This window comes from Streptomyces sp. ALI-76-A (assembly GCF_030287445.1).
Taxonomy (GTDB): Bacteria; Actinomycetota; Actinomycetes; order Streptomycetales; family Streptomycetaceae; genus Streptomyces.
Genome location: NZ_JASVWB010000002.1, coordinates 3,647,591 through 3,666,818 on the forward strand (window position 1 = coordinate 3,647,591; position 19,228 = coordinate 3,666,818).

At 71.9% G+C, this 19,228-nt stretch carries 19 protein-coding genes; 6 read left to right on the forward strand and 13 right to left on the reverse strand.

The window, feature by feature from the left end:
* Positions 1 to 5: 5 nt before the first annotated feature.
* The 7 genes from QQS16_RS17250 to clpS form a co-directional block, all read right to left on the reverse strand.
* Positions 6 to 284, reverse strand: coding sequence for a MoaD/ThiS family protein (locus QQS16_RS17250; RefSeq protein ID WP_286062654.1), 279 nt, complete (start codon positions 282 to 284; stop codon positions 6 to 8).
* Between the two features lie 146 nt (positions 285 to 430).
* Positions 431 to 526, reverse strand: coding sequence for a putative leader peptide (locus QQS16_RS43530; RefSeq protein WP_353479674.1), 96 nt, complete (start codon positions 524 to 526; stop codon positions 431 to 433).
* An 88-nt stretch (positions 527 to 614) separates the two neighbouring features.
* Positions 615 to 1,658 carry a LacI family DNA-binding transcriptional regulator gene (locus QQS16_RS17255; RefSeq protein ID WP_286062655.1) on the reverse strand — a complete coding sequence of 348 codons (1,044 nt, stop codon included), beginning with the start codon at positions 1,656 to 1,658 and terminating at the stop codon, positions 615 to 617.
* Between the two features lie 34 nt (positions 1,659 to 1,692).
* Complete coding sequence (locus tag QQS16_RS17260; protein WP_286062656.1) at positions 1,693 to 2,115, reverse strand: M67 family metallopeptidase; 423 nt, start codon at positions 2,113 to 2,115, stop codon at positions 1,693 to 1,695.
* A 74-nt stretch (positions 2,116 to 2,189) separates the two neighbouring features.
* Positions 2,190 to 3,626, reverse strand: coding sequence for an amino acid permease (locus tag QQS16_RS17265; protein WP_286062657.1), 1,437 nt, complete (start codon positions 3,624 to 3,626; stop codon positions 2,190 to 2,192).
* Positions 3,627 to 3,945: 319 nt separating this feature from the next.
* On the reverse strand, positions 3,946 to 4,548 hold the full coding sequence (locus tag QQS16_RS17270; protein ID WP_286062658.1) for a DUF2017 domain-containing protein: 603 nt from the start codon (positions 4,546 to 4,548) through the stop codon (positions 3,946 to 3,948).
* A gap of 50 nt (positions 4,549 to 4,598) precedes the next feature.
* Positions 4,599 to 4,916, reverse strand: a complete 318-nt coding sequence (clpS, locus tag QQS16_RS17275; protein WP_286062659.1) for an ATP-dependent Clp protease adapter ClpS — start codon at positions 4,914 to 4,916, stop codon at positions 4,599 to 4,601.
* A 57-nt stretch (positions 4,917 to 4,973) separates the two neighbouring features.
* Between clpS and QQS16_RS17280 the strand changes: the two genes are divergently transcribed.
* Both QQS16_RS17280 and QQS16_RS17285 read left to right on the forward strand, forming a co-directional pair.
* Positions 4,974 to 6,320 carry a nicotinate phosphoribosyltransferase gene (locus tag QQS16_RS17280; RefSeq protein ID WP_286062661.1) on the forward strand — a complete coding sequence of 449 codons (1,347 nt, stop codon included), beginning with the start codon at positions 4,974 to 4,976 and terminating at the stop codon, positions 6,318 to 6,320.
* A 440-nt stretch (positions 6,321 to 6,760) separates the two neighbouring features.
* Complete coding sequence (locus QQS16_RS17285; RefSeq protein WP_286062662.1) at positions 6,761 to 7,351, forward strand: isochorismatase family protein; 591 nt, start codon at positions 6,761 to 6,763, stop codon at positions 7,349 to 7,351.
* 283 nt (positions 7,352 to 7,634) lie between these two features.
* Here QQS16_RS17285 and QQS16_RS17290 read toward each other — a convergent pair whose 3' ends face one another.
* Together QQS16_RS17290 and QQS16_RS17295 are read right to left on the reverse strand one after the other, a co-directional pair.
* Entirely contained in the window at positions 7,635 to 7,976 is a 342-nt protein-coding gene (locus QQS16_RS17290; RefSeq protein ID WP_286062663.1) for a hypothetical protein, read from the reverse strand.
* Positions 7,977 to 8,097: 121 nt separating this feature from the next.
* Positions 8,098 to 10,434 carry an immune inhibitor A domain-containing protein gene (locus QQS16_RS17295; protein ID WP_286062665.1) on the reverse strand — a complete coding sequence of 779 codons (2,337 nt, stop codon included), beginning with the start codon at positions 10,432 to 10,434 and terminating at the stop codon, positions 8,098 to 8,100.
* Positions 10,435 to 10,967: 533 nt separating this feature from the next.
* On the opposite strand from QQS16_RS17295, the gene QQS16_RS17300 reads away from it, so the two are divergent.
* Complete coding sequence (locus QQS16_RS17300) at positions 10,968 to 11,240, forward strand: hypothetical protein (RefSeq protein ID WP_286062666.1); 273 nt, start codon at positions 10,968 to 10,970, stop codon at positions 11,238 to 11,240.
* Positions 11,241 to 11,316: 76 nt separating this feature from the next.
* Here the strand turns inward: QQS16_RS17300 and QQS16_RS17305 are convergent, their stop codons facing one another.
* Positions 11,317 to 12,006 (reverse strand): RDD family protein, encoded by a 690-nt coding sequence (locus QQS16_RS17305; protein ID WP_286062667.1) that lies wholly within the window; start codon positions 12,004 to 12,006, stop codon positions 11,317 to 11,319.
* A gap of 113 nt (positions 12,007 to 12,119) precedes the next feature.
* On the reverse strand, positions 12,120 to 13,874 hold the full coding sequence (locus tag QQS16_RS17310; protein ID WP_286062668.1) for an RDD family protein: 1,755 nt from the start codon (positions 13,872 to 13,874) through the stop codon (positions 12,120 to 12,122).
* A 237-nt stretch (positions 13,875 to 14,111) separates the two neighbouring features.
* Here QQS16_RS17310 and QQS16_RS17315 point away from each other — a divergent pair, with 237 nt between their 5' ends.
* Positions 14,112 to 14,525 carry an SsgA family sporulation/cell division regulator gene (locus QQS16_RS17315; protein ID WP_286062669.1) on the forward strand — a complete coding sequence of 138 codons (414 nt, stop codon included), beginning with the start codon at positions 14,112 to 14,114 and terminating at the stop codon, positions 14,523 to 14,525.
* Between the two features lie 26 nt (positions 14,526 to 14,551).
* Here QQS16_RS17315 and QQS16_RS17320 read toward each other — a convergent pair whose 3' ends face one another.
* Complete coding sequence (locus tag QQS16_RS17320; protein ID WP_286062670.1) at positions 14,552 to 15,958, reverse strand: FAD-binding oxidoreductase; 1,407 nt, start codon at positions 15,956 to 15,958, stop codon at positions 14,552 to 14,554.
* Between the two features lie 92 nt (positions 15,959 to 16,050).
* Between QQS16_RS17320 and QQS16_RS17325 the strand changes: the two genes are divergently transcribed.
* Positions 16,051 to 17,475 carry a tetratricopeptide repeat protein gene (locus QQS16_RS17325; RefSeq protein ID WP_286062671.1) on the forward strand — a complete coding sequence of 475 codons (1,425 nt, stop codon included), beginning with the start codon at positions 16,051 to 16,053 and terminating at the stop codon, positions 17,473 to 17,475.
* Here QQS16_RS17325 and hppD read toward each other — a convergent pair whose 3' ends face one another.
* Positions 17,476 to 18,621 (reverse strand): 4-hydroxyphenylpyruvate dioxygenase, encoded by a 1,146-nt coding sequence (gene hppD, locus QQS16_RS17330; RefSeq protein WP_286062672.1) that lies wholly within the window; start codon positions 18,619 to 18,621, stop codon positions 17,476 to 17,478.
* Positions 18,622 to 18,746: 125 nt separating this feature from the next.
* On the opposite strand from hppD, the gene QQS16_RS17335 reads away from it, so the two are divergent.
* Entirely contained in the window at positions 18,747 to 19,226 is a 480-nt protein-coding gene (locus QQS16_RS17335; RefSeq protein ID WP_286062674.1) for an Lrp/AsnC family transcriptional regulator, read from the forward strand.
* Positions 19,227 to 19,228 lie beyond the last annotated feature (2 nt).

Below are 19,228 nucleotides of genomic sequence, written 5' to 3' on the forward strand. Positions count from 1 at the left end.
GGTCCTCAGACCATGCCGCCGGCCACGGCCGGCAGGATCGTCACGTTGTCGCCGTCGGTGAGCTTGGTGTTGATGCCGTCCAGGAAGCGGACGTCCTCGTCGTTGAGGTAGACGTTGACGAAGCGGCGCAGCTGGTCACCGTCCACGATGCGGGCCTGGATGCCCGCATGCCGGTTCTCGAGGTCGGCGAAGAGCTCGGCGAGCGTGTCCCCGTTGCCTTCCACCGCCTTCTGGCCGTCGGTGTACGGGCGGAGGATGGTCGGGATGCGGACCTCGATGGCCATGGCTGAGGGCTCCTGTCGGAAGTGGTCAGGTCGGTGGACGCGCGGGAGCGCAGTACAGCGGGGTGGTGCGGTCAGGATCCCCCACGCCCGGCTGCGTCGGCGCGGGAGGTACCCCCGCCGGCTCGCGGCCGTGTGGCGGCGGGGCGTCAACAGATGGCGCTGGCGAGCCTGCACAGGTCGACGTGCAGCCGCGCCACGAGCAGCATGCCCGGCGTCTTCTCGCTCACGTCGTCACAAACCATGGGCTCATCGTATCGATTCCCGGCCCGGATCCCCGTATGTGATCCCACATTGCGGACGCTTTCCGGTCGGAGAGTGAGACTGCCGAGTTCAGGCGGACTTTCTGCGCACCAGGCGGGTGGGGACGATCGCGGGGGCCGCGGCCGGGGTGTCGGGCCGCCGGGTGCGGTCGAGGAGCAGCCGGGCCATCAGCCGGCCCATCTCCTCGACGTCCTGGTGGACGGTGGTCAGCGGCGGGTCGGTCGACTCGGCGATCTCCGTCAGGTCGTCGAAGCCGACCACGGCCACGTCCTCGGGCACCCGCCGGCCGCGCTCCCGCAGCGTCTGGAGGGCACCGGACGCCATGAGGTCGGAGGCGACGAAGACGGCGTCCAGGCCGGGACACCGGTCGAGCAGGGCGGCCATGGCGTCGGCGCCGCCCCGCTGGGTGTAGTCGGCCCGCTCGACCAGGGGGGATGCGGCCTCCGGGAGGGCGTCCCGGTAGCCGGCGAGCCGGTCGGCGGCGGAGTTCTCCTGGTCGTAGGGCCCCGTGACGGTGGCGATGCGGGTACGGCCGAGCGCGACCAGGTGCCGGACGGCCTGCCGGGCGCCGCCGCGGTTGTCGCCGTCGACGTAGACCTGGCCGCGCACGGTGTCGCCCTCGCGCAGCAGCGGACGGCCGCCGAAGACGGCGGGCAGGCCGAGGCGGTCGACCATCTCGGGCAGCAGGTCGCCGGGGCGCAGGGAGAACAGCAGGGCGCCGTCGACGTGGCCGCCGCCGAGGTAGTCGGCCACGCGCGGGTAGTCGTCCGGCTCGTCCAGGAACAGCAGGACGGCCTGGGCGCCGTGGCGGGCGAGTTCCCGGCGGATGCCGCGCAGCAGGCGGTCGAAGAACGGGTCGAGGAAGAGCCGGTTCTCCGGCTGGGCCGCCACCACCGCGACGGCGCCGGTGCGGTGGGTGACCAGTTGCCGGGCGGCCTGGTTGGGGACGTAGCCGAGTTCGGCGATCACCTCGCGGACCCGTTCGACGACCTCGGCGCGCACCCTGGGCTCGGCGTTGATCACCCGTGACACCGTGGACTTCGACACCCCCGACCGGCGTGCGACGTCTTCGAGCGTGGGGCGCTGTCCGTTCGACGGTCGCGTCAACACCATCTCCGATAGGGCGAGTTGCCGGTGCGTACGACGATCAGTATGCCTCCACGACCTTGATCTCCTCCTCCGTCACCTCGCCCTCGACGATCCGGAAGGAGCGGAACTGGAAGGGGCCGGCCTCGTCGGAGTCGGCGGTGGAGACAAGGACGTAGTGGGCGCCGGGTTCGTTGGCGTAGGAGATGTCGGTGCGGGAGGGGTAGGCCTCGGTCGCGGTGTGGGAGTGGTAGATGATCACCGGCTCCTCGTCGCGGTCGTCCATCTCCCGGTAGAGCTTGAGCAGGTCGCCGGAGTCGAACTCGTAGAACGTGGGCGAGCGGGCCGCGTTCAGCATCGGGATGAAGCGCTCGGGGCGGCCCGAGCCCGCCGGGCCCGCGACCACGCCGCACGCCTCGTCGGGGTGGTCCTCGCGCGCGTGGGCGACGATCTGGTCGAACAGGGCCTGGGTGATGGTGAGCATGTGGTCAGGATAAGCAGAGGGACCGGCCCGTACCGAGGGACGGTACGGGCCGGTCCGCATCCTGGGCGCGGAGGTCAGCCGGTCTTCTGGAGCTCCTGCTCGCCGCCCCGGTCGGTGAGGCGCGGGTCGCGGCCCTTGAGGATCAGCCAGCCGATCCCGAGGGCGGCGAACCAGCCCGCCATCACGTACAGGCAGACGCGGGCGTCGGCGTCGTACGCGATCAGGCCGGTGACGAAGAGCAGGAAGGCGATGGCGACGTAGCTGCACTTGGCGCCGCCCGGGGCGGGGAAGGAGGAGGCGGGCAGGCGGCCCGCGTCGACCGCGCGGCGGTACAGGACGTGGCTGATCAGGATCATCAGCCAGGTCCAGATGCCGGCCGCGGTGGCCACCGAGGTGACGTAGCCGAAGGCCTTCTCGGGGACGACGTAGTTCAGGACCACGCCGATGCCCATGAAGAGGACCGAGACGGTGACGCCGACAGCGGGGGTCTTGGTCGAGGACAGCTTCTTGAAGACCGCGGGCGCCTCGCCGCTGTGGGCCAGGTTCCGCAGCATGCGGCCCGTGGAGTACATGCCGGAGTTGCACGAGGACAGGGCGGCGGTCAGGACGACGAAGTTGACGATGCCGGCGCCCGCCGGGATGCCGATCTTCGCGAAGGCCTCGACGAAGGGGCTGACCCCGGGCGCGAACTCGGTCCACTTCACGACGCAGAGGATGACGGTGAGCGCGCCGACGTAGAAGAGGGCGATGCGCCAGGGGAGGGTGTTGATCGCCTTGGGGAGGGTCTTCTCGGGGTCCTCGGACTCGCCGGCCGTGACGCCGACCAGTTCGACGGCGAGGTAGGCGAACATGACGCCTTGCAGGGTCATCAGGGACGAGCCGACGCCCTTGGGGAAGAAGCCGTCGAAGGCCCAGAGGTTGGAGACGGCGGCGGTGTCGCCGGCGGAGCTGAAGCCGAAGGTGATGACGCCCAGCCCGATCACGATCATGCCGATCAGGGCGGTGACCTTGACCATGGAGAACCAGAACTCCAGCTCGCCGAAGAGCTTCACGGAGATCAGGTTGACCCCGAACAGGACCACCAGGAAGACCAGTGCGGTCACCCACTGGGGGATGGCCGGGTACCAGTAGTTGACGTAGATCGCGGCGGCGGTCAGCTCGGCCATGCCGGTGACCACCCACATCAGCCAGTACGTCCAGCCGGTGAAGTAGCCGAAGAACGGGCCGAGGAACTCGCGCGAGTACTCGGCGAAGGAGCCCGAGACCGGGCGGTAGAGCAGGAGCTCGCCGAGCGCCCGCATGATGAAGAAGATGATCACGCCCGCCAGGGCGTACATGAGGATGAGGCTGGGGCCGGCCTTGGCGATGTTCGCTCCGGCGCCCAGGAAGAGGCCGACGCCGATGGCGCCGCCGATCGCGATCATCTGGACCTGGCGGCTGCCGAGCCCGCGCTCGTACCCCTCTTCCGATTCCTTCGGGGCCTTGTCCGTGTCGACCTGCGCTGAGGTCATGTGTGGTGCGCCTTTCTCCATGCCGACCCGGGCCTCTCGTCGGCCTCGGATCGGGTCTCGATCCCCCCGGATACTGGAGTTTTCTGCCTGGCCGACGGTCGTCGGCTCGGTGGCGCACCCGGACGAACGTGGGTGGTGTTCGCCGGGCGGTCGTGCAGATTTATCACGGCCGCCACATTGATCACCTGTGGCGCGTGTGGCGCAGCGCACAGAGAAAGGCGGACAAAAGCCACCCGTGAGGGGCATAGGTGTCCGCCGCGGTGATGTGATCGTTATCCGGATTTGAGTGTCCGTTGAGCGAACACAACATCCACACAAGTCAGGGCATAAGGGTGCCGACGAGGGTCTCCTGGAGCCCTCCCAGCCACAGGTACGCCATCACCATCGGCTTGCGCGGGTCCTCGTCCGGGAGGTGGTAGAGCAGGTCGCTGTCGTCCTCGTCGGTGATCTCCAGCCGGGAGCCGATCGCGAGGCGCAGGTCGTTGAGGGTGCGCAGCCACTGCTGGGAGGCGCCGGGCGACAGCCTGAGGACCGCTCCGGCATCACCGGCCGGACTGAGCGCGTCCAGCGAGCGGATCACCGCGAGGGCGTTGTCCCGCTTGCCGGCCCGCAGGTCGTTCTCGGTGTAGCGGCGGAACTCGGCGGAGGAGGCCCGCTGTTCCTCGGCCTGCCGCGGTCCGGCGGTGCCCTCCGGGTCGCTGTAGGCGTCGGGGAAGAGCCGCCTGAGGACCGGGTCGGACGGGGGCTCGCTGGGGCCGTCGGCGAACAGCTCGGCGAGCGGGTCGTCGGTGGGTTCCTCGGCGGGACCGGGGCCGATGAGTTCCAGGAGCTGAACGGCCAGCGACCGGATGATGGAGATCTCGACGTCGTCGAGGGCGACGGCCGCGCCGCCGCCGGGGAGCGGTTCGAAGTGTCCTGGCATGGATTCTTTTCGCTGCTGGGCGGGCGCTGGGCTGCCGGGCGGACGCGGGGCTACTTGCGGTCCTGCTGGAGCGTGGCCCACAGGCCGTAGCCGTGCATGGCCTGCACGTCGCGCTCCATCTCCTCGCGACTGCCGCTGGAGACGACCGCCCGGCCCTTGTGGTGGACGTCGAGCATGAGCTTGGTGGCCTTGTCCTTGGAGTAGCCGAAGTACGTCTGGAAGACGTACGTCACATAGCTCATGAGGTTGACCGGGTCGTTGTGGACGATCGTGACCCAGGGGACGTCCGGCTCGGGGACGGCGAAGACTTCCTCCGCCGACTCGGTGCGTTCGGTCTCAAGGGGAGCGGGTGACGTCACATGGCCCATGCTGCCACGCCCCCCGCAAATCGTCACACTGACGAAATGGGGGTAGCATGCGTTGCCATGAACACAGCGGACCTTGGGCTGCCGGTGGACGTTCCCTCGACGGCGCTCTTCACGGACCAGTACGAGCTCACTATGGTGCAGGCCGCCTTGAAGGCGGGTACCGCCGAACGGCGCAGCGTGTTCGAGGTGTTCACGCGCCGGCTGCCGGACGGGCGGCGGTACGGCGTGGTGGCGGGCACCGGACGCGTCCTGGACGCGGTGGAGAACTTCCGGTTCGACGCGAACGTCCTCGGCTTCCTGCGCGAGCGCGCCATCGTCGACGAGGAGACCCTGGACTGGCTCGCCGCCTACCGCTTCTCGGGTGACATCTGGGGCTACCCGGAGGGCGAGGTGTACTTCCCCGGCTCGCCGATCCTGCGGGTCGAGGGCTCCTTCGCCGAGTGCGTGCTGCTGGAGACCGTGATCCTTTCCATCCTCAACCACGACTCGGCCATCGCCGCGGCGGCCTCCCGCATGGCCTCCGCCGCCGGCGGGCGGCCCCTGATCGAGATGGGCGCCCGCCGCACCCACGAGCTGGCCGCCGTCGCCGCCTCGCGCGCCGCGTACGTCGGCGGCTTCACCACCACCTCCGACCTGGCGGCCGGTTTCCGCTACGGCATCCCCACGGTGGGCACCTCGGCCCACGCCTTCACCCTGCTGCACGACCACGAGCGGGACGCCTTCCGGGCCCAGGTCGAGTCGCTGGGCCGGGGCACCACGCTGCTCGTGGACACGTACGACGTCACCGAGGCCGTCCGGCTGGCCGTCGAGGTCGCCGGGCCGGAACTGGGCGCCGTGCGGATCGACTCCGGGGACCTGCTGCTGGTCGCGCACCGGGTACGGCAGCAGCTGGACGAGCTGGGGGCCACCGAGACGAAGATCATCGTGACCTCGGACCTGGACGAGTACGCGATCGCCTCGATGGCGGCGGCGCCCGTGGACGCCTACGGCGTCGGCACCCAGCTGGTGACCGGCTCCGGGCACCCGACGGCCTCGATGGTCTACAAGCTGGTCGCCCGCGCCGAGTCCGCCGACCCGAAGGCCCCGCTGGTGCCGGTGGCGAAGAAGTCGTCCGGCGGCAAGACCTCCGTCGGCGGCCGCAAGTGGGCCGCGCGGCGGCTCGACGAGCACGGGATCGCGGAGACCGAGGTCGTCGGCACCGGGCCCGTGCCGGCCGAACTGGCCGACCGGCAGCTGCTGGTCGAGCTCGTCAAGGGCGGCGAGGTCGTCGCCCGGGAGCCGCTGGACGTCGTCCGCGACCGGCACGCCGCCGCCCGCGCCGGCCTGCCCCTGTCGGCGACCCAGCTGTCCCGCGGAGAACCGGTCATCCCGACGGAGTACGCACACGGTCGCTCGGGTAGCTAGTGCCGCGGCAGGCAACGTTTGCCCGTCAAGGAGCGGCGTCCGGTGCGTGCTCTCGGCGTGCCGGCCGCAAGCCCTCGTACTGGATGTACTTGGGCTTTCGGCCGGTGCGGCGAGAGGGCGTGCCGGGCGTCGCGACGGGGCGAACGTCGCCTGCCACGGCACTAGGGCCTGTCCGGCCCTTCGCGTCGTCGCCCGCCCGCGGGGTGGTCGCGCGGCGTCCGGTGCGTGCCACTCGCACCTCGCCCGCCCTTGAGGCGGCGGGAGTGTGCGTGGCGTCGCGGGACAGGCGGGACGGGCCGGACAGGCCCTGGAGCGGGTGCGCCCGTCCGCGCCGGACCGTGCCCCCTCCCGCCCCGCAACCGAAGTCCGTAGGCTCGGAGGTTCACCGGCCGGGCTCGCACCCCTTCTCTTCCCGACCCCATAGTCGAAGGACACCGACCATGCGCCGCGCCTTGATCGTCGTAGACGTGCAGAACGATTTCTGCGAGGGAGGCAGCCTCGCGGTGGCCGGGGGTGCCGACGTGGCCGCCGCCGTCACCGAGCTGATCGGCCAGGCGGCCGGCTCCGGCTACCAGCACGTGGTGGCCACCCGGGACCACCATGTCGCCCCCGGCGGCCACTTCGCCGACAACCCCGACTACGTCCACTCCTGGCCGGCGCACTGCGTCGCGGGCACCGAGGGGGTGGGCTTCCACCCGAACTTCGCCCCGGCGGTCGCCTCCGGCGCCATCGACGCCGTCTTCGACAAGGGGGCGTACGCCGCGGCCTACAGCGGCTTCGAGGGCGCCGACGAGAACGGCGTGGCGCTGGCCGACTGGCTGCGCGAGCGGGCGGTCGAGGAGGTGGACGTGGTCGGCATCGCCACCGATCACTGCGTCCGCGCCACCGCGCTGGACGCGGCCCGGGAGGGCTTCCGTACGCAGGTCCTGCTGGACCTGACCGCCGGGGTGGCCGAGGCGACCACCGAGCGGGCGCTGGAGGAGATGCGGGAGGCCGGCGTGGAGCTGTCCGGGAAGCCGGTGGTCGCCTAGTGCCGCGGCACTAGAAGCCGGTGGTCTGCCGACCCGCGACCTCGCGCGCCCGCCCGTCAGCCGCCCGCTCAGGGCCCGACCCCCTCGTCCCCGACCGTCAGCCGCCGCACCGGCACCTCAGCCGTCGCCGTCCGTCAGCCGCCGTCCGCGGTCCGTCAGCCGTCAGCCGTCAGCCGTCAGCTGTCAGCCGTCAGCCGTCAGCCGTCAGCCGTCAGCCGTCAGCCGTCAGCCGTCAGCCAGGGTCGCCCTGGACCCGGGCGGCAGGGTAAGGCCTGCTCAGGACCTACACGGGCGCCGTCGGACGTCTCAGCAGCGTCCTGATCGGCTGCCACAGCTCCTGGACGAGATCCGGGCCGCCGACACCGTTGTCAGGCGCCGTGCGCCATATCAGGCCGTCCGGGTGGTGCAGGACCGCGGTGATCTCGTCCGGTGTCGGCGGGGCCGCGTTGCCCCGCAGGTAGACCGCCCGCATGCCCAGGTTGCGCAGCCTGGTCAGGGCGCGCGCACGGTTCTGGGCGTGGACGAGGAAGCGGACACTGCCCGTGCCGTCGGTGGTGGGGCGGGGCAGGTTCAGCGCCACCACCACGCTGCCGGTCGGCAGCTTGCAGAAACCTCCTGCGGCCATGCGGTCACACCCCCGTGTGCGTCGGTGTCAATAAGGGAGCCACAGGACGCACCTAAACACGAATCGGCGGCAACCCGCCAGGGGTCACCGCCGATACGCTTCTGACCTGCTAAAACGCCGTCTACTTGGCGGACGGCCCCACCTGGACCGAGATCGTCGAGCCGTCCAGCGGCTCCTTCGTGATCTTGATCCGGGTGTTGGTGTCAGTGACCTTGACGCCCGCGAGCGGGTTCGAGGGGTCGTAGTAGGTCGATGTGCCGTCGTCGAAGACCGGGACGCCGGCCCGCGACTTGATCTTGGTCGGGACACCCGCGTTGTGCAGGGTGATCGCGTCCGTCTGCTGCCGGCTGAAGGTCGAGTCGAAGGACTGGACGCGGTTGCGCATCAGCGTGCCGTTGGCCCACTTCAGCGGCGCCGGGTGGGCGTCGACCGGCAGGATCAGCCCCTCACCGTGGTGCTGGCTGGTGTTGTCGTCGGCCTGGGAGGTGTCCCACTTCCAGATCAACAGGCCGTTCTGGTACGGGTAGTGCTCCACCCAGTCCGGACGGGTCGTCGAGAAGCCGTAGTTGTACGGGCCGGCCTTGAGGGTCTTGTCGTACGACACGTACTGGCGGTTCTCGGCGATGTAGTACTGCGGGTAGTCGTCCGTGATGGACGCGCCGATACGGGTGAAGCCGCTCGCGGTCCAGGCGGCGTCCGCGGTCTCGGCGTTGTCGGAGAACAGGGCGGCGCCGTCGGCGGTCACCGTGATCCGGTCGGCCGTGAAGCCCTGCTGGGCGACGCCGCCGTCGGTGGCGTACCGGAAGCGCAGGCCGATCTTCTGGCCCGCGTAGGCGTCCAGCGAGTACGTCAGCTTCTGGTACGCCTCCACCGTGCCGGTGAGGGCCGGCTTGTCGCCGCCGTCACGCGGGATGGCGGAGCCGTCGGCCAGCTTGCCGTCGACCGGCGTCCAGTTGGCGCCGCCGTCGGTGGAGACCTCGGTGTAGAGGTAGTCGTAGTCCGCCTCGATGTCCCACCAGCCGTCGAGGGTCAGGCTCGCGGTGGACTTGCCGGTCAGGTCGACCGAGCGGGCCAGGGAGTTGCGCAGGTTGTCGCCGCTGCCGCTCCACCACTGGGTCGCGCCCTGCGCGGGGGTGACCACCTCGGTGGTGACCGTCTTGTCCGGCAGCTGGACGATGAGCGCCTGCGGGTTCTCGGTGTTGTACTCCGCCACGCCCAGGGTGTGGTTGGACTTCACGCCGGCCTTGGCGACGTCGTAGTCGAGCCAGCCGAGCTGGAGCTTGTCCCAGGAGTTCATGTCGCCGGGCAGGTCACCGATGGAGTCCTTGCCGGTGCCGAGCCAGGAACCGGACGACATCAGGGTCCAGAAGCCGGTGGAGTTCTCGCCGCCGCCGGAGGTGTCGTACTCGTCGGGCAGGCCGAGGTCGTGGCCGTACTCGTGGGCGAAGACGCCCAGGCCGCCGTTCTCCGGCTGGATGGTGTAGTCGCCGATCCAGATGCCGGTGTCGCCGACCTCGGTGCCGCCGAGCTTGTTGGTGTCGGGGCCGGTGGAGCCGGCGTCGGTGCCGAAGGCGTACCAGCGGTGGGCCCAGATGGCGTCCGCGCCCTGCGCGCCGCCGCCCGCGGACTCGTCCTCACCGGCGTGCACGATCTGGAAGTGGTCGATGTAGCCGTCGGACTCGTTGAAGTCGCCGTCGCCGTCGAAGTCGTAGCGGTCCCACTGGTCGAACTCGGCCAGCTCCGCCTTGATCTCGGCGGCGCTGTCACCGGCCGCCTCGCGCTCGGCTACCCAGGCGCTGACGCCGTCCTGCACGGCGTACCAGGCACCGGTGGGCGCGTCGTTGGAGCCGTAACGGGCCTCGTTGTAGGGAACCTTGACCCAGTCGGTGACCTCGCCCTCGACCGAGTAGCGGCCCGAGGACTGCTTCTCGTAGTACTTCTTCAGCGATTCAGTGTTCTTGCCGGTGCCGAAGTACAGGTCCTGGAAGTGCTGCCGGTTGTAGTCCGCCTGCCAGGCCGTGCTGTTGTCGTTCGCCCGGTCCGGCTGGGCTATCTGGTTGTGCAGCGGGCCGGGGGTGCCGCCGTAGCGGCTGTCGATCTGGTCGCCGAACTCGACCAGGATCGTGAAGATCTTGTCGGTCTTCTCGCGGCCGAGTTCGACGTACTTGTCCTCGCCCTTGAGCTTGACGACCTTGGAACCGTCGCGGTCACTGACCTTGGCGGCACCGGAGATGACCTGGTCGAGTGCTTCCTCGCGCTGTGCCTCCTGTGTCTTGGACAGCGGCCCGTCGAGGTCGTGCTCCCTGCTCTTCGCCGGCTGCGGGTCGTGCCCGTCCACGGCCACGGGTGCGCCGGGCGAATCCGCCTGGGCCACCGCGAAGGTCGAGAAGGTGACGGTGGCCGCGGCTAGCGCCACCACGGTCGCCGCCGTTCTGAACTGCCAGGATCTGCTGGTCACTTGAGTTCCTCCCCCGCGTTCGGGCGCGCGGAAGGAGGGGGTCCGGTCCTGGGGGGTCCGCGCGCGCGTGTTCAACGCGTGTAGTCAAGTGACGACATTGGACTAGAGGTTGGCGAGAAAAGACAGACCTTGACTTGGACAGGTCAATTGCACTATGCGGAGCAGGTGTCCGATTTGCGAACACCGGAGCGAGGCCGGAGCACGGTCACCGGGAGACCCGCGGGAGACCGGAGGACGGCCGGAGAACGGCCGGAGAACGTCCGGACCATGGCTGGAGTGATGCAGGAGTGATGCCGGAGTGACGTGAGAAGGCGACGCCAGGGCGCTGTCGAACGGGCGCGCGGTTCTGTCCACTTGCTGGACGCCATGAACCCGTGCGCCCCCCGTGCTCCGGCACTGTTGGTCAGGTCACGCTTACCGTTCGTTCCACTCGGGCATGCAGGCGATTAGAGTCGATTGGCGGAACGCCCCGAATGCGGCGGAAAGCCAGGCCGACGCCCCCGTGGACCCCCACTTCCGAGGACACGATTGCCATGCCTCGTCCGACTGTCACGCCTCTCCCGACGGCCGTACAGCTCGCCTGCGGTGCGTGCACCGTGGTCTTCTCGACGCTCGCCATGCTGCTGCTGTCCCGGACGAGTTCGGCCGTGGGCATCGCGTTGATCGCCGTCGCGGCACTCGCCCTCGGGCTGCTGGTCGCGCTGAGGGTCCCGGTCCCGAAGTCCCGCCTGGTCGCGGTGAACCGGCCCGCCGTACAGCGGGCCGAGGCGACGGAACCGGCACAGGCGCCCGCGCGGGCGGCGTAGCAGGCCCGGGGGGCCGCGGTGGCGTCCGGGCGGCCCGTGCGCGAGCGCGCCGTCTCCCGGCCCCGGTCGCGGGCGGTCAGCCGGCGCTGACCACCACCGTCTTCGCCGCCTTGTCGTGCAGGCCCTGCTTGTAGGGCTTGTCGAAGAAGCTCCAGCCGCCCGAGATCGCGGTCCAGACGCAGGCGCAGCAGAAGGCGAACGGGATCCACAGCACCGCCGAGCGGATCAGCGCGCTCTGCACGGACGGCGTGGCGCCGTTGTCGAGGTTGGCCACCCGCATGCCCAGCCACTTCTTGCCGAGCGTCTGGCCCGACCTGGTGATCAGGTACGTGTCGTAGGCGATGTAGAGCACGGCGGCGACGACCGACTGCCCGAACGACTTGCCGGCCTCGAACTCGTCGCCGCTCACCTCGTACTCGTTGACGCCGAACGCCCAGGTGAGCAGCCAGACCACGACACCCACCAGGATCATGTCGATGATCCGGGCGAGTGTGCGTCTGCCGCTGTCGGCCAGCGGCGGCATGCCGGCCAGCGGGTCCCCGGAGGCAGGACCACCGCCGTACGGGCCGCCGCCACCGCCATAGGGGTCGCCGCCGCCACCGCCGTAGGGGTCGCCGCCCGGGGGGCCACCGCCGTAGGGCCCGCCCGCAGAGGGCGGCGGCCGGCTGCCGTACGGCGAACCCGCGCCCTCGGCGGGCGGGGGCTGCTTCCTGAACGGGTCGTCTTCCGGCGGCCGGCCGGAGCCGGGGGGCGGTTCGGTGCTCATGGCCCGAGTCGACCGCGAACCCCCCGCCCCCGCATCCGGCGAGCGGCCGTCCGGGGGACCGGATCCCGTGGTGCCCGCGATCCGGGCGCCCGTGATGCCCGCGCGGTGTCCGGTCAGCGCGCCACGAACGTGTGCGCGGCCTTGTCGTGCCAGCACTGGCGCCACGGCCGGTCGAACAGGCACCACAGGACGCCCAGGACACCGATGGCGAGCAGCCCGGGCACGCTGTAGGCGAGCCAGCGGCGCAGGGCGGCACCGAAGGACGGGGGCTCGTGCCCCTCGATGTCCCGCACGTCCAGGCCGAACAGCTTCTTGCCGAGGGTCCGGCCCCATTTGGCGGTGGGCAGCACCTCGTAGAGGACGCCGAAGACCAGCAGGACGGCGAGGACGATGCCGAGGTACGCAGACGTCGTGCCGTCGAGCAGCCAGACCGTGACGGTCTCGCCGGACAGCTTGGCCGCGTCGATCTTCTCGTTGACGTGGTCGAGCGCCTTGGCACCCAGCGGTACGGCGGCCACGGCGGTGACACCGGCGAGGACGACCGTGTCCACGAGCCGGGCGGCCAGCCGCTTGCCGAGCCCCGCGGGACGGGCCGACGACTGCCGCCGGGCGGCCGCCTGGAACACGTCGTCGACGGGCGGCTTCCAGGGCACGACCGGCTGGTCCTCGTCCGAGGCGCCGGCCAGCCGGTGCACCTGCTGCGCCCAGGAGGGCTGTCCGCCGCCGGAGCCGGCGGCCATGGGGGCGGAGCCGGAGGCGGACTCGGGGCCACCGGGCCGGGGCGCCCCGGGCTGGGGTCCGGCGGGCTGCTGCGGCACGTGCGGGGCGGCCGGCGGGATCGCCTGCTGCGGGCCGGAGAAGGCCGCCGGGGCGGCCGTCCCGGCTCCGTCGCCCGCGGGGCCCCGCGCGGTTGCCGCGCGGGCGACTGCGGCCTTCCCGGCGCCGAAGCCGGGGGCTTCGGGTGTGCCGGGGGACGGGGTCGCTCCGGCGGGCCCGGAGGCCTGGGGCGACGGGGACTGGGGCGGCGGAACCTGGGCGCCGGGTGCGCCCGGACCACCGGCCGGCCCGGCGGTGCCCGTGCCGGCTGCCGCCGGGAACTGGGCGCCGAACGCTCCCGGGGCCGCGCCCGGGGTGCCCGTGCTCCCCTGGTGCGCCCCCGCCGCCCCGCCCTGCCGGGCCGTGCGCGGGGAGAGCGCGCGGAAGGTCACGGTGCCCTCGTCGGCGGTGGGGCCGCCGGGGCCCGGGACGCCGGGAGTCGCCGCCCCTCCCCCGGGTCCGGCCGTGGGCCTGCGGAAGACGAACGTGCTGCCGCCGCCGGCGTCCCGCTCCGCGGGCGGGATCGTCGCGGTGCCGTCCGTACGGGCCGCGTGGCCCTCGGGCCGGGCCGGGCCGTCGGCCGGTTCCGCCGCACGCGGCAGCCGGGGGTCGGCGCTCTGCGGGCCTGCCTGCTGGGCGCCCTGCGGGGCACTCTGCTGAGCGCCCTGCGGAGGCGGTGACCCCCACGACACCCGGCGGTCCTGGTCACCCCCGAAGCCGGACTGCCGGGAGCGTTCGGCGCCCCAGGCGGCGGCGGGCGGCGGCCGGTCGCCGTGCTGAGCGCCGGCCGCCGGGGCCGGGGCCGGGCCCGGCGCGCCGACCGGATCCTCGTCGAAGAAGTGCGGGCCCGTCTCCTCGACCGGGGCGGCCACGGCCGCCGGGCCGGAGCCGGGCGGCGGGGCGAGCGGTACGCCGTCCGTCGGTGCCGGACGGCTGGTGCCCGGCACCCAGGAGGCACCGTTCCAGTACCGGACGTATCCAGGAATGGACGGGTCCGGGTAATACCCTTCGCGGGGCCTGTCGTCACCGGGGGCCGGGGTTGGGGCGCTCATGTCCGTCGTCCCGTATCTGCTCGGGGGCCAAATGGGGGCCTCCACATCTATCAGACCGGCGCAACCCCCACCGCCGGTCCCGCCGGACGCGCCCCTTTCCGGGCAAGGGTGTGCATCGGCTTCACAGGCCCGGAAAAAAGTTCTCCGATTCCGCGTAATGCCCGCCTCCCCTCCCCGTCTCCTCTCGTACGGACCACCGCCGGCCCGTACGAGACAGCGCGAGAGAGGACACCCGCCATGCACCACACCGTTGTCGAGCGCGAACTGGAGCTCGAACTCATCCTGTCCCCGGAGCGCAGCATCCCCGTCCCGGCCCGGCTCGCCTACCGCTCCGACGACCCGTACGCCGTCCACGTCGCCTTCCACGTCACCTCCGACCGGCCGGTGTGCTGGACGTTCTCCCGCGACCTCCTGGTGGAGGGGGTGTTCCGGCCGAGCGGGCACGGGGACGTGCGGGTGTGGCCGGCGAAGGCGCGGGGCCGCGGCGTCGTCCTGATGGCGCTGAGTTCACCCGATGGTGACGCTCTCCTCCAGGCGCCGGCCGCCCAGGTGGCCGCCTGGCTGGAGCGGACGCTGCGGGTGGTGCCCCCGGGGAGCGAGGGCGAGCAGCTGGGCATCGACGACGCGCTCGACCAGCTGCTCGCCCGGTGACCGTGCCGAAGTGGGCGGAGCAGGGGTCAGAACAGCTTGCCCGGGTTGAGGATGCCGAGCGGGTCGAACACCTGCTTGATCTGCCGTTGCAGTTCCACCCCGACCGGGCCGATCTCGCGTGCCAGCCACTCCTTCTTCAGGACGCCGACGCCGTGCTCACCGGTGATGGTGCCGCCGAGTTCCAGGCCGAGGGCCATGATGTCGTCGAAGGACTCCCGGGCGCGCCGGGACTCCTCGGGGTCCGCCGCGTCGAAGCAGACCGTGGGGTGGGTGTTGCCGTCGCCGGCGTGGGCGACGACTCCGATGGTGAGCTGGTGCTTCTCGGCGATCCGGTCGATCCCGTCGAGCATCTCGCCGAGCCGGGAGCGGGGCACGCACACGTCGTCGATCATCGTGGTGCCCTTGACCGCCTCCAGCGCGGTGAGCGACAGCCGGCGCGCCTGGAGCAGGAGTTCGGACTCGGCGGCGTCGTCGGCGGGGACGACCTGGGTGGCGCCGGCCGCCTCGCACAGCGCGCCGAGGGCGGCGAGGTCGGCGGCCGGGTCCGCGGTGTCGAAGGCGGCCAGCAGCAGGGCCTCCGTGCTCTCCGGCAGTCCCATGTGCGCGAGGTCGTTGACGGCTTTCACCGTCGTACGGTCCATCAGTTCGAGGAGGGACGGCACGTGGCCGCCCGCCATGACGCGGCAGACGGCGTCGCAGGCGGCGGCCCCGGACGCGAACTCGGCCACCAGCACGAGCTGTTCGGGCGGCTGCGGTTTCAGCGCGAGGGTGGCGCGGACGACGATGCCGAGGGAGCCCTCGGAGCCGACGAAGAGGCGGGTGAGGTCGTACCCGGCGACGCCCTTGGCGGTGCGGCGGCCGGTGGACATCAGGCGTCCGTCGGCCAGCACCACGTCCAGGCCGAGGACGTACTCCGCGGTCACCCCGTACTTCACGCAGCACAGGCCGCCCGACGCGGTGCCGATGTTGCCGCCGATCGTGCACATCTCCCAGCTGGAGGGGTCGGGCGGGTAGCACAGACCGTGCTCGCCGACCGCGCGGGAGAGGGTCGCGTTGATGACGCCGGGTTCCACGACGGCGATGCGGTCGACCGGGTTGATCTCCAGGATCCGGTCCATCCTGGTGAGGGACAGCACGACGCAGCCGTCGGAGGCGTTGGCGCCGCCCGACAGGCCCGTGCGGGCGCCCTGCGGGACGACCGGGATCCGTAGCTCGGTGGCGGTGCGCATGACGTGCTGGACCTGCTCGACCGTGCGCGGCAGCACGACCGCCGCGGGCGCTCCGGCCGGGCAGAAGCCGGCCATGTCGTGGGCGTAGGAGGCCGTCACGTCCGGGTCGGTCAGGACGGCGTCGGCGGGCAGGCCGTCCAGCAGACGGTCGAAGAGGTTGCCGGTCGCTTCGTCGCGAGGCGCTTCGATACGGCTCATGATCACAGGTTCGCACCCCCGGCCATCGGTGTGAACCCCGTCTGCGGCAACCGCCGTACAGCGGGGTCCGGGCGTCGTGCGGACGCACAGTGAGCGCCATGGAGAACCACGAGGAGGCTCCCGCGCCGGTGCCGGGGCCCAAGGCAAGACGTGTCCTGGTCGCCTCCGTCGCCGGGTGTGCCGCCGTGCTCGGCGCGGTGCTGGCGCTGCTGCCCTGGGAGCGGACGGCGACCCGGGCGCCCGCCCCGGCACCGGGGGAACAGGCACGGGCGGCGGTCGCCGCGGGCGTGCCGGCCGCGCTGCCCGATCTGGCGGTGCTGATCGGGGAGCGCGAGGCCCGGGTGCGGGCGCACCCCCGGGACGCCCGGTCCTGGGCGGTGCTCGGCATGGCCTATGCGGAGCAGGGGCGGCGCACCGCGGACCCCGCGTACTACCCGAGGGCCGAGGCGGCCCTGCGGACCTCGCTGAGAGTGCGCGTGAAGGGGAACACGGAGGCGCTCGGCGGGCTGGCCGCCCTCGCCAACGCGCGCCGGGACTTCCCGGCCGCGCGGAAGTGGGCCGAGGCCGCGCGGAAGCTGGCACCCGGGCGCTGGACGGTGTATCCGCCGCTGATCGACGCCTGCGCCGGACTCGGTGACCACAAGGCGGCCGGGCGTGCTCTGGAGCGGCTGATGGAGCTGCGCTCCGGGCCGGACGTGATGGCGCGGGCCGCGGCCGTCTACTGGGACCGGGGGTGGCGGGAGGACGCGGCGGCCCAGCTCGCCGACGCGGCGGCGGCGGCCGAGGCGCCGGCCGAGCGGGCGGCGTACCTGGAGCGGGCCGGGCAGCTGGCCTGGGAGCGCGGCGACCCGGCGGACGCGCTGCGGCACTTCCAGGAGGCCGTGCGTCTCGACCCCGACCAGCGGGCCGCGCAGGCCGGGCAGGGGCGGGCGCTGGCCGCGCTGGGCCGGACGACGGAGGCGCTGAACGCCTACCGGGTGGCGCTGGCCAAGCAGCCGTCCCCGCAGTACGCGCTGGAACTGGGCGAGCTGTACGAGTCGCTGGGGCTCGGGCAGGCGGCGGGGGTGCAGTACGACCTGCTGCGGGCGCGGGTGCGCGGCGCCGCCGCGGGCGGGGCCGACGAGGAGCTGGTGCTCGGGCGGTTCGAGGCGGACCACGGGGATCCGCGGGCCGCGGTGCGGCGACTGCGGGCCGAGTGGGCCCGGCAGCCGGGCACCGCGGTGGCCGACGCGCTGGGCTGGGCGCTGCACCGGGCCGGGCAGCACCGGGAGGCGCTGCGGTTCGCGACCCTGGCGACGGACGAGGCCAAGGGGGGTGGCGTGCGGAGTGCGCCGTACGCCTACCACCGGGGCGTGATCGAGCGGGCGCTGGAGCGGTACGGGCCGGCCCGCAGGCACCTCCAGGAGGCGCTGCGGATCAACCCGTACTTCTCGCCGGTCCACGCGCGGGCGGCCCGGGCGGCGCTGGCGGAGCTGGGTGAGCCGTCCGTGATGGACGTGCCCGTGATGGACGCGAAGCGGTGACTACAGGTTGCCCCGCTTGGCCTGCTCGCGCTCGATCGCCTCGAACAGGGCCTTGAAGTTGCCCTTGCCGAAGCCCATCGAGCCGTGACGTTCGATGATCTCGAAGAACACGGTGGGCCGGTCCTGGACCGGCTTGGTGAAGATCTGCAGGAGGTAGCCGTCCTCGTCGCGGTCGGCGAGGATCTTCAGCTCGCGCAGGGTCTCGACGGGGACGCGGGTGTCGCCGACCCACTCGCCGAGGGTGTCGTAGTACGAGTCCGGCGTGTCGAGGAACTGGACTCCGGCCGCGCGCATGGTGCGGACGGTCGCGACGATGTCGTTTGTGTTGAGCGCGATGTGCTGGACGCCGGCGCCGCCGTAGAACTCCAGGTACTCGTCGATCTGGGACTTCTTCTTGGCGATCGCGGGCTCGTTGATCGGGAACTTGACCTTGAGGGTGCCGTCGGCGACGACCTTCGACATCAGGGCGCTGTACTCGGTGGCGATGTCGTCGCCCACGAACTCCTTCATGTTCGTGAAGCCCATGACCTTGTTGTAGAAGCCGACCCACTCGTTCATCCGGCCGAGCTCGACGTTGCCGACGCAGTGGTCGACCGCCTGGAAGGTGCGGTGGGCGGGCGGCTCGACGATCGGGCGCGCGGCCACGTAGCCGGGGAGGTAGGGACCGTCGTAGCCGGTGCGCTCGACCAGGGTGTGGCGGGTCTCGCCGTACGTGGCGATCGCGGCGAGGACGACCGTGCCGTGGTCGTCCTTCAGCTCGTACGGCTCGGCGACCGGGCGGGCGCCGTGCTCGATCGCGTAGGCGTACGCGGCGCGCGCGTCCGGGACCTCGATGGCGAGGTCGACCACACCGTCGCCGTGCTCGGCCACGTGCTGGGCGAGGAAGTGGCCCCAGGGGGTGGCGGGCTTGATGACGGAGGTGAGGACGAAGCGGGCGGAGCCGTTCTCCAGCACGTAGCTCGCGGTCTCGCGGCTGCCGTTCTCCGGTCCGGAGTAGGCGACCAGCCTCATGCCGAAGGCGGTGGAGTAGTAGTGCGCCGCCTGCTTGGCGTTGCCCACGGCGAAGACGACCGCGTCCATTCCCTTGACCGGGAAGGGGTCGGCCTGCCGGGCGGTGTCGGGAGTGAGGTGTGTGGTCTGCGTCATGACGGAAGCCTCACCCTTGAGGGCAAGGTGCGCAATAGTTCGCGTTTTCGCTGGGCAACATGACCAGTGGCACGCCGGTGTCGGCGGCCTCTGTGTGCAGGATGACCAGTGTCTGGAGGGCGGCCGTGGGGATCGATCAGCTGGACGGGCGGATCATCGTGCTGCTGGCGCGGGAGCCGCGGATCGGGGTGCTGGAGATGTCCCGGCGCCTGGGGGTGGCCCGGGGGACGGTGCAGGCCCGGCTGGACCGTCTTCAGTCGAACGGAGTCATCCGCGGGTTCGGTCCCGAGGTGGACCCGGCGGCGCTCGGCTACCCGGTCACGGCGTTCGCGACCCTCCAGATCCGGCAGGGGCAAGGGGCGGACGTCCGGGCGCACTTGGCGACCGTGCCGGAGGTGCTGGAGCTGCACACCACCACCGGCACCGGGGACATGCTGTGCCGGCTGGTGGCCCGCTCGAACGCCGATCTCCAGCGGGTCATCGACCGGGTTGTCGGTTTTGATGGGATCGTCCGGGCCTCCACCGCGATCGTCATGGAGAACCCTGTTCCGCTGCGGGTCATCCCGCTGGTGGAGCAGGCCGCGGAGGACCGGGAGGGGACCTGACG